Raw genomic sequence first — 16,956 nt, 5'->3', positions numbered from 1 at the left:
CCGGCAATGGGTATGTGCTGTGGAGGTGCGGGGCGGGGAGAGCGTTCGGCTTGGTCGACCGACGGCCCGAGTGGCGGGTGGTCCTGTAGTTTTCGGCGTCCAATAATTTGGCGATATTAATTTGACACTGCAGTGATGGCAAAATAACATCGCGCACCATTTTGCTCGATGCCCAGTCATGTCCGTAAGTCTCCATTTTTCTCACCGAACGGCCTACCTTGCCTTGTGGGCAATGCTGAGCGTGAATCCGGCTTGGGCGGCGTCTCCCGGCGACCAGGACCTGATTCGCGACCGCCAGGACCGGCTACTGCAGGAGCAGCAACGGCGCCTCGACGAGCTGCGCACCTTGCCCGGCAATGCCGCCGAACCCAGCGAAGCGCAACCGGCGGCCGACACCCGCTGCTTCACCATCCGCACCATCGAACTCAAGGGCGCCGACAGCCTGTCCGCTGCGGAGCGCGACGCCTTGCTCAAGCCATTCATTGGCCAGTGCCTGGGCGTCACCCAACTCAACGCCTTGCTCAAGGCCATCACCGACCACTACCTCGACCGCGGCCTGGTCACCAGCCGCGCCTACCTGCCGCAGCAGGACCTGTCCGCCGGCCATCTGCAGGTGCTGGTGGTGGAAGGGCGCCTGGAAGGGCTGCGTCCCGATGCCGGCAGTGGCCTGAGCGATCATGAACTGGCCATGACGTTCCCCGGCGGCACCGGCGAGCGCTTGAACCTGCGCGAGATCGAGCAGATGGTCGACCAGCTCAACCGTCTGCCGTCGAACAAGGCGCAAATGGAGCTGACCCCGGGCAAGGCTGTCGGCGGCAGCGAGGTGCTGGTGCGCAATACCCCGCAGAAGCCGTGGCGCGCCTCGCTCTCGCGCAACAACGAAGGCCAGCGCAGCACCGGCGAGCAGATGCTCAACCTCGGCCTGGAATGGGACAGCCCATTGGGCCTGGCCGACCAGCTGGTGCTGCGCGGTGGACATGACGTGGTCAGCGACCACACTCTGGGCTCGAAGAATGGCGTGCTTTACTACAACCTGCCCTGGGGCTGGTGGAACTTCACCTACAGCTACAGCGAAAGCGAGTACCGCTCCCTGGCCCAGGCCAACCTCTTCGCCTTCAAACAGACCGGCGACAGCCAGAACCACCAGCTGCGCGCCGAGCGCGTGGTTCACCGCGACGCCACCAGCAAGACCTCGCTCAATGCCGGCATCGCCCACCTGCGCACCAACAACTACATCGAGGACAGCCGCCTGGCGGCCAGCAGCAATCGCCTGAGCGAAGCACAGTTCGGCATCAACCATGGCCGGCGCCTGGGCAATGCCTTCGTCAACCTCGACCTGGGCACGCAGGAAGGCATCGGCGCCTTCGACGCCCAGGACAACGGTCACCCGCGCCCGGGCCAGCCGGTGGCGCGCTACCGCAAGTACAGCGCCACGCTCAGCTATGTGCAGGGTTTCGAGGTGCTGGGCGAGCGCCTGAGTTTCAGCAGCCTGGCCACCGGCCAGCGCAGCGAGGACGTGCTGTTCAGCCCGCAACGCATCAGCCTCGGCGGGCTGTCGTCGGTGCGCGGGCTGAAGGACCAGTCGTTGTCCGGGGACAGCGGCGGCTACTGGCGCAGCGACCTGCGCTGGACCCGCCCGGTGAACTGGCCGGTGTTGCAGCCGATGCTGGCCGAGTACGGCCTGGGCCTGGGCTACGACCTGGGCGTGATCAGCAACGACCGCTACAACGGCGAGTACCACGGCCGCGCCAGCAGCCATTCGCTGGAGCTCTTCGCCCGTGGCCAGCACCTGGCCGCCAGCGTGACCTTCGCCCACAGCCTGGAACGCCCCGATGCGCTGCCTGAAAAGGAACGCCCGGTGTATTTCCGCCTCGACCTCTTCATTTGACCGCCTGACCCACGAGACCTGACATGGACGTTCGCCTGTTCGCCTTCCTGGCCCGCCAACGCTCGGCTGAAATTCAGCCCCGCGCGCATTTCTGCGGGCTGCCCAAGCGCGGCCTGGCGTTCCTGCTGGCCAACGTCATGTTCTGGCAGCCGTTGTGGGCGCAGGCCGCCGAGGGCATCGCGGTCAGCGGGGCGGGCACCAGCCTGGGGCTGGCGGGCAACGGCGTGCCGATCGTCAACATCGCCACGCCCAACGGCAGCGGGCTGTCGCACAACCAGTTCAGCGACTACAACGTCGGCCAGCAGGGGCTGATCCTCAACAACGCCACCGCGCGCACGCAAGCCACGCAACTGGGTGGCATCATCCTTGGCAACCCGAACCTGCAGGGCCAGGCGGCCAGCACCATCATCAACGAAGTCAATGGCGCCAATGCCAGCCAGCTGCGCGGCTACACCGAAGTGGCCGGGCAATCGGCCAAGGTCATCGTCGCCAACGCCCACGGCATCGCCTGCGATGGTTGCGGTTTCATCAACACGCCACAGGCTACCCTGACCACCGGCAAACCGGTGATCGAGAACGGCCAGTTGAGTCGCTACCAGGTCGATCAGGGCCATATCGCCATTGAAGGGGCGGGGGTCAACGCCAGCAACGTCGACAGCTTCGAGCTGATTGCCCGCAGCACGAAGATCAACGCCGAGATCCAGGCCCGCAACCTGGCCATCGTCGCCGGGCGCAACGATGTCGATGCGCGCACATTGACGGCCACGGCACGTCAGGATGACGGCAGCGTGAAACCGACCCTGGCAATCGACTCCAGCGCATTGGGCGGCATGTATGCCGGTGCGGTCAGGTTGGTGGGCACCGAGGCCGGCGTCGGCGTGCGGCTCGACGGGCGGATGATCGCCAGTGGTGGCGACATCCAATTGGACGCCAATGGCCAGCTGAGCATGGCCCAGGCCAGCGCCGCTAGCGATGTTCGGGTACAGGCGGCTGGTATCGATGCGCAGGGGCCGGTGCATGCCGGGCAAACGTTGCAAATGGATAGCCGTGCCGACCTGGTCAACCGGGCGGGTTTGACCGCCGTGGGCCAGGTGCGACTTGACGCCAGCGGCCAGTTGAGCAACCTGGGAGGGGTCCAGGCGGGTATCAGGGCTGACGGCAGCCGTGCGGCTGACGCCGACCTGAAGATCGACGCGGGCGCGGTGGACAATCACAACCAGCGCCTGATCGCCAGCCGCGACCTGACCCTGACCAGCGCTGACCGGCTGAACAACCAGGGTGGCAGCCTCAGCGCCGGGCGCGACGTCAATATCAAGGCCGTAACGCTGGATAACCGCCAACAAGGCAAGGTTATCGCGGATGGGCGCATGACCCTCGGTGGTGGCCAGCTGTTCAACGGTGACGGTGGCAAGGTCACCAGCCAAGGGGCGCTGAGTGCCACCTGGGCGCTGCTTGACAACCAGTCGGGCGAGTTGTCCGGCCTCGATGCCCTGGCGCTCAACCTGGGCAGCCTGGACAACCGCAATGGGCGGGTCCTGGCCAACCGGGGCATCACTGTCACCAGCCAGGGGCTGATCGACAACCGGGCCGGCCGGATCGACAGCCAGGGCACGCTCGAGCTGACCGCCCAGGTGCTGGACAACAGCCAGGGTGGCCTTGCCCGTGGCCAGACGCTGGATCTGGCCATCACGCAGGCCGTGGACAATCGCCAGGGCACCCTGGCTGCGGGCAAGGTGCTGACGCTCAAGGCCGCCAGCCTTGACAACCGCGAACAAGGAAAGCTGCTCAGCGATGGCACGTTGACCACCGGGATCACCGGGCTGCTGGATAACCAGGGCCAGGGCCTGGCAAGCGGCCTGGGCGCCACCCGCATCGAGGCGGGGCGGGTGGACAATCGTGGTGGCCGGCTGGTGGGTAAGGACCTGCTGACCCTTGAGGGCCAGCACTGGGACAACCGCGGCGGCAAGATCGAGGCGACCGGTGCGCTGACACTGACGGTCGACAACCTCGACAACCGCGATCAGGGCCTGGTCAGTGGCCAGGCCTGGGTGCGCTACAACGGCAACGAACTGCTCAACCAGCTCGGTATATTCGGCGCGCGGGGCAACCTGACGCTTGTGGCCGCACACCTGAACAACAGCGGTGGCAGCCTGACCAGTGGTGGTGATCTCGATGGCCGGGTCGCGCGCGTGGAGCAGCTTGGCGGCAAGCTATCCGCCGACGGCGAGCTGACCCTGCGCGGCAGCTCGCTGGTCAACCGCCAGGGGGCCGTGGTGGGCGCCGGGCAGGGCATGCGCCTGACCGTGGGCAACGTCGACAACCGCGGTGGGGAACTGTCCACGGCCAAGGCGCTCAGCCTCACCGGTGAGCATCTGGACAACAGCGCTGGGCAGGTACTGGCCGACACGGCGCTGACGCTCACGGTGGCTGAGGTCATCAACCGGGCCCAGGGCCTGCTGCGTGGCAAAGGGCAACTGACCCTCGACGGCCAGACCCTGGATAACCGTGACGGGCGTCTTTCCGGCGAGCAGGGGGCTCGCCTGCGCCTGGGCCAGGCGCTGAGCAACGGCAAGGGCCTGCTGACCAGCGAGGGTGACCTGGATATTGGCGCCGCCAGTCTCGACAACACCGACGGCGAGCTGACCAGCGCCGGGACGCTGACCCTGGCCACCACGGGCGAGGTCGGTAACCTGCGAGGTTCGGTCACCGCTGATGGCACCCTCGACCTGCGCAGCGCGAGCCTGGACAACCGCGCTGGCGAGATCGGCAGCCAAGGCGCGATCGACATCGTCACCGGCGCGCTGGACAACCGTGACAACGGGCATGTCGTTGGCAACGACCGCTTGACCATCAAGGCCGGCCAGGTCAGAAACGCCGGCCGCGACAGCCGTATCGACAGCGATGGCGCAATGGTCCTCACCGCCAGCGGCCTCGACCAGCAGGCGGGGCGCCTGCTGAGCAAGACCTCGATCACCCTTGACCTCGGCCAGGGCACGTTGACCAACCATGGCCTGGTCAAAGCGCCGACCCTGGTGCTGAACAACCTCGGCAAGGTGGATAACCAGCACGGTGAAATAACCAGCCCGCAAGGCTTCACCCTGGCGGCCACGTCGTTGGACAACCAACAAGGCCGGCTGCTCAGCGAACAGGCACTGATCGTGCGTATCGCCCAGGCAGTGGCCAACACCAAGGGCCTGATTTCGGCCAAGGGTCTCGACCTGCAGGCCGCCAGCCTGGACAACCACGAGGGTATCGCCAGCAGCCGTGCCAGCCTGGTTCTGACTATCGACCAGCGCCTGGACAACCGCCAGGGCACGCTGGTTGGCGATACTTCGGGCCACCTGAGTGCCAAGACCCTGGACAATGCCAAGGGCAAGATTTCCGGCAAGGGTTACTTGCAGATCGAAGCGGACACCCTGGTGAATGCCGCAGGCTCGCTGGTCGGCCTGGAGCAACTACGGATCAAGGGCACCCAGCTGGACAATCGCGAGGCGGGCCTGCTCGGCAGCAATGGGACGATGACCCTGGATGTCGACCAGGTCGACAACCGTGGTGGCGAAATTTCTGGCAAGGCTGCCGTCAGCGTGACCGGCACACAGCTGGAAAACAGCGACGGCGGGCAACTGGTTGTCGGCACCGGGCTGACCCTGGCCCTGCAGCAACTGCTCAATCGCCGCGATGGGCGTATCGAGGCCCAGACCGGCCTGACCCTGACCGGCCAGACGCTGGACAACGACGGTGGCCACCTGGCCAGCCAGCAGGACCTGGCGCTGACCCTGACCGGCGCGGCACTCAACCGGCTGGGCCTGATCAGCGCCGAGGGCCAGCTGACGTTGAAGGCACTGCGGCTGGACAACGACACGGGCACTCTGACCAGCGCAGGCAGCTTGCGGCTGACCACCGAGGATGACCTGAGCAACAAAGGCGGCAAGCTGCTGAGCGACAGCGGCATCACCCTCACCAGTGCCAGCTTCGACAACACCGACAAGGGCGTACTGTCCGGCAAGGGCGCGCTGCGCCTGACCACCGGGCACCTGGACAACAGTCGCCAGGGCAGCATCGGTGGCGACAGCACGCTGGTGGTCCAGGCCGGGCAGCTGGACAACCGCGACGGCGGTCGTGTGGGCAGCCACGAAGACCTCACGGCCACCATCACCGGCCTCGACCAGCAAGGCGGCAAGCTGTTCAGCGACCGATCGGTCCACCTCGACCTGGGCCACGGCCACCTGGACAACCGCGGCGGCTTGATCAATGCCCCCTTGCTGGTGCTGGACAACCTCAAGACGGTGGCCAACCAGGCGGGTGAGATCTCCAGCGACCAGGCCTTCACCCTGACTGCCGAGCAACTGGACAACAACGATGGCCGCCTGCTCGGCAACCAGGGCCTGCTGCTGCGCGTGAGCCAGCGCTTGGACAACCTCAAAGGCCTGATCGGCGCCCATTCGCTGGAGGTCCACGCCGGCGTGCTGGACAACAGCGGCGGTACCCTGAACAGCCAGAGCGGCATGACCCTGACCGTCGATGGCCTGCTGCGCAACCGTGGCCTGGTCGAGGCCAGGGACGCGTTGACCCTGGCTAGCCTGGGCCTCGACAACCAGGGCGGCAAGCTGCTCGGCAGTGCCATCGCCCTGGACCTGGGGGGCGCTAGCCTCGATAACGGCAAGGGCTTGATCAGTACCGCCGGCCAGTTGACCCTCGACCACCTGGGGATGCTCGACAACCAGGCGGGCGAGCTCTCCACCGCCCAGGGGTTGCGGTTCGACGCGACTGGGGTGGACAACCGTGGCGGCAAGCTGATCAGTGAACAGAAGCTGACCCTGAACAGTGGCGTCATCGACAACCAAGGTGGCTTGATATCCGGCTGGCAGGGGCTGAAGGTGATCGGCCAGAGCCTCGACAACCGCCAGCAGGGCACCCTGTCGAGCCGTTTCGGCGCCGTGCAGGCTGACGTCACCGGCGCCTTGCGCAACAGTGCTGGCGGTGCCCTGGTCGCCCAGCAACGCCTGGACGTGACGGCGGCCAGCCTGGACAACAGCGCCAAGGGCGTGTTGTCCAGTGCGGGGGCTCAGCATTTGACGGTCGGCGGTACTCTGGACAACCGCGACGGTGGCTTGATCGACGCGGGCGAGCGCCTCGACATCGACACCCAGTCCCTCGACAACCGCGGTGGGCGCGTGGCGTCCCGCCAGGCGCTGAGCCTGACCGGTGCGAGCCTGGACAACAGCGACGGCAGCCTGGCCACCGAGGATGCCCTCAGCCTCGACCTGCTGGGCGACCTGCTCAATCAGCGGGGCAAGCTGTACAGCGGCAAGGCGTTGCTGGTCCAGCGCGCCAGCCTGATCGACAACCAGGGTGGCCAGGTCGCCAGCCAGGGCCTGCTCAAGCTGATCGCCACCCGCGTCGACAACAGCCTGCGCGGCACCCTGGCCGCCAATGGCCAGCTTGTGGTCAACAGCACAGGGGTGTTGAGCAATGCGGGCGACGGCCTGATCTACAGCCAGCAGGGCGACGTGAGCCTGCAAGCGGCGAGCCTTGGCAACAGCAAGGGTACCGTCCAGGCCAAGGGCGCGATCAACGTCCAGACCACGGCCGACGTCGATAACCAGGGCGGCAAGCTGATCGCCCAGGACGGTGCGCTCGATGTGGCGGCCGCCAGCATCGACAACCGTGGTGGCATCCTGGCCAGCCTCAAGCAGTCGCTCGGCGTGCGCACCACTGGCGTGTTGCGCAACGGCAGTGATGCCAATGGCCAGCGCGGCACCATCCAGGCCTTGAGCCTCGACCTGCAGAGCGCCATGCTGGACAACCACGGTGGGCGGATGGCCGCGACCAGCGGTGATGCGCTGATCCGCACCGGGGAGCTGGACAACCGCGACGGTGCTCTCTCTGCCGGCGGCCTGCTCAAGCTTGATGGCGCCAGCCTGCGCAACGGTGGGGACGCGCGTGGCGAGATGCTCGGCCAACGCATCGAGATGGTGCTGAGCGGCGCCCTGGACAACCGCGGCGGCATCATCGAAAGCGCCAGCACCCTCGACATTACCGCGGCGAGCCTGGACAACCGGCAGGGCCAGCTTCGTGCCCTGGGCGGTGCCGACACCAGCCGTTTCCAGATCGGCGGGGTGCTCGACAACCGTGACGGCAAGCTGGAAACCGCCAACCGCAATCTTGCGTTGGCGGCCGGTGACCTGCTCAACGCCAATGGCACGATCCTGCATGTAGGCCTCGGCGACTTTGGCATCAGCAGCCAGCAGGTGATGGCGGCGGGCGGCAGGCTGTCGACCCGCGGCACGTTGACCCTCAACGCCGACAGCTGGACCAACAGCAGTGTGCTGCAGGCCGGCACGCTCAAGCTCAATGTCGGCACTTTCAACCAGACCGCCAGTGGGCAACTGCTGGCGACGAATGCGCTGATCGGCAGCGGTGGCAACTGGCACAACGATGGGCTGATCGCCAGCGATGGCAGCTTCAGCCTGACGCTGAGTGGGCGCTTCTCTGGCGACGGCCGCCTGGCCAGCCTGGCCGACATGACCCTGTCCGCGGCACAGATGAACCTGGGCAGGGCCGGCAGCATCGCTGGCGGCGGCAATGTCGGGATCGATATCGCCGGCCAACTAATCAATGAGGGGCGTCTGTCCGCAGCCTCCGACCTGACGCTGCGCGCGGCTGGCATCACCAACCATGGCGCCATCGCCGCGTCCCGTGACCTGGTGTTGACGGCCGACACGGTGCTCAACGAGCAGGCTGCCGATGGCAGCCGCGGCTTCCTGTTCAGTGGCCGCGACATGGCCATCCGTGCCGGTGATTTCACCAACCGCTACGCGGATGTCTACAGCCTGGGCAACCTGCTGGTGGCCGGCGTCGCCCCAGGCAGCGCCGCAGCCAAGGTGCTGAACAGCTCGGGTACCATCGAGGCGGGTGTCGACATCGACCTGCAAGCGTCCAGTTTCGTCAACGAGCGCAACAAGTTCCGTGCGACCGAGTCCATCACCGGCGGCTACATGACCATCTGGTGCGTCCAGCACTGTGGCAGCTCGGGATGGGTGAGAGGGCCGGTATTCGTCTACAAGACGGAGTCGACCGTTGTCCACGAAGACTCGCCCATGGCCACGCTGGTGGCTGGCCATGACCTGGACTTCAACGGTGGCACCTTCAGCAACTCACGCAGTGTCGTTTCTGCAGGTAATGATCTCACCCTGACGGCCGGCACCATCACCAACGAAGGGACTCGATCCAGTTCTGGCACGTCCAAGAGAGAGATCGGCGCCGGTTCGAAGATCCCGAGCAGATACTTCAATCAACTGATTGCCGAGGTGGATGCCTACAACCAGGCCCACCCGCAATCCGGCCCCTTCGACGAGGCGGCCTTCAAGGCGTTGCTCGCAAAGTTCGACGTGGCGTATTTCTACGACCGGGACAAGGAGTCCACCCTCCAGAACGATGGCCAGTTCATCGCCCCCGCGATCATCCAGGCGGGCGGGATGGCGAAGCTCAACGCCACCTATGACATCAACAACGTAGTGGTGCAGCACTCATCCTCGAGCCTCAGCAACAAAGCGTTCAATACCCAGGTTTCCAGTGCCACGCCGCCGACGGTGGTCCGGCTCAATGCCCAGCTGCCGCCCGACCTGGCGCACAAGCAGGTCGATCCGACGGCGCTGCCGGGCTTCAGCCTGCCGGTCGGCCAGAACGGCCTGTTTCGCCTGAGTGGGCAAGGCAACAACACGGCTAATGGCCTGGCGCCGCAATGGACGCTGGGCAACGCCAGCCTGGCCGTTACCCAGCGCCAGGCGCTGGCCGGCAGCCATTCGGGCTCGCTGCAGGCGCTGGACGCCACCACCTCCACGCTGAGCGAGCAGCAGATCGAGCGCGTTGCCCACCTGGGCTCGGCGCCCGCGGGCAAGGCCAGCGCCATTGGTGTCTACGCCCCCGTCGGCACGGCCGTGGACGCCACGCAGGGGCGTGGCAGCGAGCCGCTGGTCGGCACGCCGGCGCAGGTCCCTGGCATCACGCGCATGCCGGACACCCAGTACACCAGCCAGCCGCACAAGTACCTGATCGAAACCAACCCGGTGCTGACCGAACTCAAGCAGTTCATGAGCTCCGACTACCTGCTCGGCAACCTGGGTTACGACCCGGACAAGAGCTGGAAGCGCCTCGGTGACGGCTTCTACGAGCAGCGCCTGATCCAGCAGGCGGTGGTGGCGCGCACCGGCCAGCAGTTCATCGATGGCCAGACCTCGGGCGAGCAGCTGTACAAGCAGCTGATGGACAATGCCGTGCGCAGCAAGACCGAGCTCAACCTGAGCCTGGGTGTCGGCCTGACCTCGGCCCAGGTCGCGGCGCTGACCCATGACATCGTCTGGCTCGAAGAGCGCGAGTTCGGCGGCGAGAAAGTCCTGGCGCCGGTGCTGTACCTGGCCCACGCCAACAACCGCCTGGGCCCGGACGGCGCGCTGATCGCCGGCCAGGACATGCAACTGCTCGCCGGCCGCAACCTCGACAACGTCGGCACCCTGCACGCCACGCGGGGCCTGTCCGCGGTGGTGGGCAACGACCTGGAAAACGCCGGCCTGATCGAGTCGGGCGGTCGTCTCGACCTGCTGGCGGGCAACAACATGGTCAACCACGCGGGTGGCATCATCACCGGGCGCGACGTCAGCGTGACGACCCTCAGTGGCGATCTCATCAACCAGCGCGACCGTACGCGCATCACGCATGACTACGGTGTCTATCAGCAGCAGAGCGACTACCTCGACAGCGCCGCGCGCATCGAGGCCGGTAACGACCTGCTGGTGAATGTCGGCCGCGACCTGCTCAATGGCGGGTCGGTCCTGCAGGCCGGCCGTGACCTGAATGTCAGTACCGGCCGCGATATTGTGATCAGCGCGACCGAACGCGCCGACCACTTGGAGAAGAATGGCCGGCAGCTCAATGGCACCGTGCGCCAGTCCGTTTCGCAACTGGGTGCGGGCCGTGACGTCACCCTGAAGGCTGGCCGGGACTTCGCCGCTATTGCCGGTGAAATCGAGGCCAAGCGCGATATCGCCATCGACGCGGTGGGCGACATGACCCTGGCCTCCGCCGCCGACGAGGACCACTTCTACTCCAAGAGCAAGAAACTGACGATCCAGGAGGATCATGTCCGCCAGGTGGGCACCCAGCTGATCGCGGGTGGCGATGTGTCGCTGAGGACCGGTGAGGACATGAAGCTGGTGTCCAGCAGCGTCACTGCCGGTGATGCTGCCTATCTCTATGCCGGCGGCGATATCGAACTGCTGGCCGAGACCGACAGCGACTATTCGCTGTACGACAAGAAGAGCAAGGGCAGCTGGGGCAAGAAGAAGACCCAGCGCGACGAAGTGACCGACGTGCGCCACGTCGGCAGCGAGATCACCACGGGAGGCGACCTGACGCTGGAGAGCGGCGGTGACCAGCGCTACCAGGCGGCCAAGCTGGAGAGTGGCAAGGACCTGACTTTGGAGAGTGGCGGGGAGATCGCCTTCGAAGGGGTGAAGGACCTGCATCAGGAGAGCCACGAGAAGTCCAAGAGCAGCATGGCCTGGACCAGCATGAAGGGCAAAGGCAGCACGGATGAGACCCTGCGCCAGAGCGAATTGATCGCCCAGGGCCAGTTGGCCATTCGTGCCGCCGGGAAGATCAATATCGATATCAAGCAGGTTGACCAGCAGACGGTCAGCCAGACGATCGACGCAATGGTCGCCGCCGAACCCGGTCTCGCATGGCTCAAGGACGCAGAGACGCGCGGTGATGTCGACTGGCGGCTGGTCAAGGAGGTTCACGAGAGCTGGAAGTACAACCAGTCGAGCCTGGGCGCTGCGCCTGCGTTGATCATTTCGATCATCGCCAGCTTCTACCTCGGGCCGCTGGCTGGCGCCTTCGCCAGCAACCTCGCCGTGGGCACCATCAACGGTGGTGGCGACCTCGGTGCCGGCTTGAAGTCCGCCACCAGCATGCAAGCCATCAAGGGCTACGCCACACAGTGGGCCACCGGGATGGCCTTGGGCAAGCTGGATAGCCTGGTGAGTGGCTGGAATACCAATGGCGCGTTGATCCTGACCAAGAGCGGCGTCAACAACCCCGGTTATACCTCGCAGATGCTCAGCCTGGACAACATCGGGCAGAACCTGTTGCGTAGCGGCAGCCATGCCCTGGTGGCCGGGACTATCAACACGGCGATTAATGGTGGCAGCCTCAAGGATAACCTGGGCGGAGCCCTGGTTTCGGAGGGCTTCGACCTGCTCGCCGCAGGCAGCAACAAGGAACTGGGCGACTTCGCGGATTCACTGGGGATCGACCCCGGGACGGCCTCGAAGGTCATGATGCATGCGGTGCTGGGGGGGGCGTTGGCCGAGGCGCGTGGTGGCAACTTCACCAGTGGTGCCATGGCGGCCGCAGCGTCGGAAGGCCTGACGTCCATTGCAAGCGACAAGCTGGGCAAGTACCTGGATCAGCGCTTTGCCACCAACGATCAGTTCCGTGTTGGTACCGCGCAGGTCATCGGTGTACTCGCCGGGGCATTGGCAGGCGGCGATCCGCAGATCGCCAGTTGGGTTGCCGGTAACGCCGAGCGTTATAACCGCCAGTTGCACAACGACGACAAGTCCCTGGCCACGCGCTTGGCGGCGCGTAGCAATGGGCGTTTCACGGTCGGCCAGATCGAAGAGCAGTTACGCCTGGCCTCGACCCGGGACGGCGTGCTCAACCCGGCCAGCGACATTGTGGCTTCCGCTGGGCAGATCTATGACAAAGATGGCCATTGGGTGAATACGCTTCCGGATACCTATGTCCAGGTCCTCACCAGGCCTGACCCTGCTGTCATCGACTACATCAAGGCCAACTCGGACCGTTACAGCTGGACGATGCCTCCGACGCAGTCAGACGAAGGGCCGGCCGGCATGGGGGCTGGCAATGGTCGGGATCGTCTGAGCGGTAATGTGCTCGATGAAAAGGGTGGTTATCGCACCAGTGTGGAAATCGAGGGCAAGGTCTTCACGCCGCGTTACTTCCCGTGTGGCAGCGCCGAATGTGTTGCGGCGGGAAGTAACGTTGACCAGAATGATCCGGAGACACAGCGCTGGATTGAGGCACGGAATGCCAAGGCAATCAGTGATGGCAGTTTGTTGGCGACGCTGTTGCCTGTGCCTGGCGGTCCTTTGCTTGGTAAGTTGCTGGGGCCGTTGCTTGAACGGATAGGAGTGAAAAGCGCTGCAGAGGTTGTGGGGGCAAAAGCAACCTTGCCTGCGGCAACCGATCTTGGGAAAGTTTCCTTTGATGCTGCTAACGGGATCGGAACTATATACTCCCCAAAAGTGACGATGAATGCCGGTGAGGTTATATTTGACGACTTTGCTGTAGGTACATCAAAAGGCTTTATTGGTCATGGTCCGGACGGGGCTTCCGAATTAGTAGGGCCACTTAAAAAACTCCTAGAGTACACTCAGTCTCAAGGAGCCAAGAAAGTCACCCTTAAAGGCTACTATGCGTCAGAGGAAGGCGCAGCATTAGGGGCAGGGAAAGTTGGCGAGAAATTCTCTTTTAGTTTTCCTGCCACCAAAGAAGGGCTTAGAGATTTTTTGAGGGGGCTAAAGCAGTGAACCATCCAAAGGCAACGAGCAAGCATCTGAAAAGCCTCAATGTGTCTGGTTTTGGAGACTATATACCTCTCAGTAGTGATCCAGAGCTTGGTCAGGGAGTATATGAAATTTATTTAGAAGGCGGCGCCTTAAAGTTTTTTGAAAAGGGCGTAGCAATAAATTTTAAGGAGGAGCATTTTAATGTTCTTTATTCTGATATATTAAGTGTTACTAGTTATCTATCTGCAGCGGTTTTTTCGCAGGCTTCGGCGACCCAGAATGTGAATATTTCAATTCCTTTAGAAATTCATCTGTCGGGGGGGGTTGTGGTTTTTGAAGTTAAGCTGCTGATTTATTCTAGGGTGTTAATTGTTTTGAATGATATGTGGCGAAGTTTAAAAATATAAAGGGTCAGTCAGTTTGGTGCAAAAGGTGCGGTAGAGACCAGTAAGCTTCTTGATGACGTGACCCGACAGCTGGAGGCGTATATTGGTACTTTTGCCACCTACCGCTGAATCGCCCCTGGTTTTCTAGACACTCTCCAAGCTCAGAAAATGGCGTTTCTCATACTCTACTGGCGACAGCTGCATAGCGCTGCCGTGTCGGCGTTTAGGGTTATAGAACATCTCGATGTAATCGAAAATATCACTTCGGGCTTCGTCACGCGTTGCGTAGATCTTTCGTCGGATTCGCTCCCGCTTCAAAAGCTGGAAAAAGCTCTCGGCTACGGCATTGTCGTGGCAGTTTCCCCGTCGGCTCATGCTACTGATCACATTGTTGGCCTTCAGGAAGCTTTGCCAATCTGAGCTACTGAACTGACTGCCTTGGTCTGAGTGAATCATCACTTGCTGCTGTGGCTTGCGTCGCCACAAGGCCATCAGCATGGCGTCGATGGCTAGGTCGCTGCTCATCCTGGGCTTCATTGACCAACCAATGACTTGGCGAGAGAACAGATCCAGCACTACCGCCAGGTACAGCCACCCTTCATAGGTGCGGATGTAGGTGATATCGGTCACCCAGACCTTATTCGGCTCACTGACCTTGAACTGCCGGGCCAGATGGTTGGGCGATGCCGCTGTTGGTTTTCCGCTATAAAACCCAGTACGACGGCGATGGCCCGTTTGCGAACGCAGCCCCTCTGCCTGCATCAAGCGACCGACTCGATTTCGCCCACAGATCTCTCCTAGCTCTCGCAGGTCATCGTGAATCTTGCGATAGCCATACACGCCGCCGCTTTCTAACCAGGCCTGCTTGATCAAGCCAAGCAGGCGCTGATCTTCTTTGGCTCGGACAGATTGAGGCTCGGCCAACCAAGCGTAGTAGCCGCTGGGATGCACCTTGAGGGTTTGGCAAAGGCGACGCACTGGGTAATCCGTCGAGTGCTTGTTGATGAAGGCGTACTTCAGCCGCACTCCTTGGCAAAGTACGCGGCGGCCTTCTTTAAGATGTCTCGCTCTTCTGTCACCCGCTTGAGTTCAGCGCGCAGCTTGCGCAGTTCAGCCTGCTGATCATTGTCTTGCTGACGCTGCTCTTGGGGCTTGCTGTAGACCTTGATCCAGGCATAAAGGCTGTGTACGGACATGCCCAGGCGCTGGGCGACCTCGGCGACAGGTTTGCCTTTTTCGGTCACTTGCTTGACCGCTTCGATCTTGAATTCTTCGGGGTAACGCTGACGACTCATGGCACCTCCTATTTGGGCCTCATTATGAGGCTTGGAGGTGTCTACGAAACCAGGGGCGATTCAGAGAGTGGTAAGCAGCACCTGTTCGTAGCCATTGATCGCGTTACGAAGTTCGCCTACGTTGCTTTTTTCGACTCCGCAACCAAGCGCAACGGCGCTGAATTTCTACGTCAGACAGTGCAGGCGTTTCCTTACAGGATCCACACAATCCTCACTGACAACGGCGTAGCGTTCACTGAGCAGCCGCGGTATCGCAACGGCGCGACCAATAGCTTCGGTGGGCACATTTTTGATCGCGTCTGCCATGAACACGGCATCAAGCACCGTCTGACCAAGGCCTACCATCCCTGGACCAACGGCCAGGTCGAGCGCATGAACCGGACGATCAAAGAGGCCACGATCAAGGCCTTCCACTATCCCGACTTCGCAGCGCTGAAAGCGCACGTGCTGGCCTTTGTGATGGCCTAAAACTTCGCCAGACATCTCAAGGCCCTGCGATGGCGCACACCCTTCAAGTTGATCTGTGAGGCCTGGACGAAAAACCCAGAGCGCTTCACTATCAATCCGCACCATCTCATTCCGGGACCGTACACCTAAAAAGGCAAAAGTGTTCCCTTTTGTGCCTTTTTGGCGATGCCTTAAGTCCATGCAGGCCCCCTATTGGTGTCGGCACCCTCGTCAGGAACTGGACCAGCAGGGGGCCCACTGGAGGAGAACACCTTTGATCGGTCACCCGTCGACGCACGAATCACAGGCAGGGCATTTTAGGCTGGTATCGACAAGGCTTGGCGTCTGATAATCAGGATCCATTCCCACTGCCGAGCCTTGCCATGTCGTTCAATCTGCAAAGGGGGCGCCCATGACGGTGGCCCGCAAGAACCCCGACGCCTTCGCCTTCCAGGTCATGCTGGGGCTGTGCCTGGTCTGGGGCTGCCAGCAAGTGTTGATCAAGTCCGCCGCCGTGGATATCGCCCCGGTGATGCAGGCGGCGTTTCGCAATGGCATAGCAGCCCTGCTGGTGGGGCTGCTGGTCTGCTTCAAAGGTGGCTGGGGGCAGGTTGGCACGACCTGGCGCGCCGGGCTGCTGGCCGGTGGCTTGTTCGGCCTGGAGTTCCTGTTCATCGCCGAGGGGCTGAAGCTGACCTCGGCGGCGCACATGTCGGTATTCCTCTACACCGCGCCGATCTTCACAGCGCTCGGGTTGCATTTCATGATGCCCAGCGAGCGGCTGCGGCTGTTGCAGTGGTTGGGCATCCTGCTGGCGTTCGGCGGGATCGCCCTGGCGTTCGCTGGCGGCATTTCCCTCGATCAGCTCGATGGCCGCATGTTGCTGGGCGATGGCCTGGCGATCCTGGCGGGGTTGGCCTGGGGCGCGACCACGGTGGTGGTGCGTGGCTCGCGATTGTCCGAGGCACCGGTGACCTTGACCTTGTTCTATCAGTTGGCGGTGGGGTTTGTCGGCTTGGTGCTGATCGCCCTGATCAGCGGGCAGATCGCCGATTTCTCGCTGACCCCGCTGGCGGTGGGCAGTGTGCTGTTCCAGGGGATCGTGGTGTCCTTCCTGAGTTACCTGACCTGGTTCTGGTTGCTGCGCAAGTACCTGGCGTCGAACCTGGCGGTGTTCTCATTCATTACACCGTTGTTCGGCGTGACTTTCGGCGTGCTGTTGCTGGATGAGCCGTTGAGCCTGAACTTCGTGATCGGCGCGGTGATGGTATTGCTCGGAGTAGTCATGGTCAGCGCCGAGGCGTGGGTGCGGCAGCAGTTGCGCAAGCTGGTGGGATGACAGGATA

General features: G+C 63.2%; 5 protein-coding genes and 1 pseudogene. 5 read left to right on the top strand and 1 reads right to left on the bottom strand.

All coding sequences use genetic code 11. From position 1 onward, the window contains the following. The first annotated feature begins 232 nt into the window (after positions 1-232). The 3 genes from PSEEN_RS18220 to PSEEN_RS26710 are packed head-to-tail and all read left to right on the top strand — an operon-like array spanning position 233 to position 13,889. Positions 233-1,888 (top strand): ShlB/FhaC/HecB family hemolysin secretion/activation protein, encoded by a 1,656-nt coding sequence (locus tag PSEEN_RS18220; protein ID WP_044488330.1) that lies wholly within the window; start codon positions 233-235, stop codon positions 1,886-1,888. Positions 1,889-1,911: 23 nt separating this feature from the next. Continuing rightward, positions 1,912-13,503, top strand: coding sequence for a two-partner secretion domain-containing protein (locus tag PSEEN_RS26715; RefSeq protein ID WP_011535025.1), 11,592 nt, complete (start codon positions 1,912-1,914; stop codon positions 13,501-13,503). Beyond that, positions 13,500-13,889, top strand: a complete 390-nt coding sequence (locus PSEEN_RS26710) for a hypothetical protein (protein ID WP_158020264.1) — start codon at positions 13,500-13,502, stop codon at positions 13,887-13,889. Before PSEEN_RS26715 ends, PSEEN_RS26710 begins: the two co-directional genes overlap by 4 nt. A 123-nt stretch (positions 13,890-14,012) precedes the next feature. Here the strand turns inward: PSEEN_RS26710 and PSEEN_RS18210 are convergent. Further along, a protein-coding gene (locus PSEEN_RS18210) for an IS3-like element ISPen2 family transposase (protein ID WP_086009448.1) occupies positions 14,013-15,163 on the bottom strand; the annotation gives its coding sequence in 2 pieces (ribosomal slippage) (positions 14,013-14,929 and positions 14,929-15,163; 1,152 coding nt in all). A gap of 69 nt (positions 15,164-15,232) precedes the next feature. On the opposite strand from PSEEN_RS18210, the pseudogene PSEEN_RS18200 reads away from it, so the two are divergent. After that, positions 15,233-15,760, top strand: a pseudogene (locus tag PSEEN_RS18200) (integrase core domain-containing protein); the annotation flags it as partial. A 262-nt stretch (positions 15,761-16,022) separates the two neighbouring features. Next, on the top strand, positions 16,023-16,949 hold the full coding sequence (locus PSEEN_RS18195) for a DMT family transporter (RefSeq protein ID WP_011535021.1): 927 nt from the start codon (positions 16,023-16,025) through the stop codon (positions 16,947-16,949). The last annotated feature ends 7 nt before the right edge of the window (positions 16,950-16,956 follow it).

This window comes from Pseudomonas entomophila L48 (assembly GCF_000026105.1).
Lineage (GTDB): Bacteria > Pseudomonadota > Gammaproteobacteria > Pseudomonadales > Pseudomonadaceae > Aquipseudomonas > Aquipseudomonas entomophila.
The sequence above is the reverse complement of the archived record's forward strand: the minus strand, read 5'-3'. Positions and strand labels throughout refer to the sequence as shown.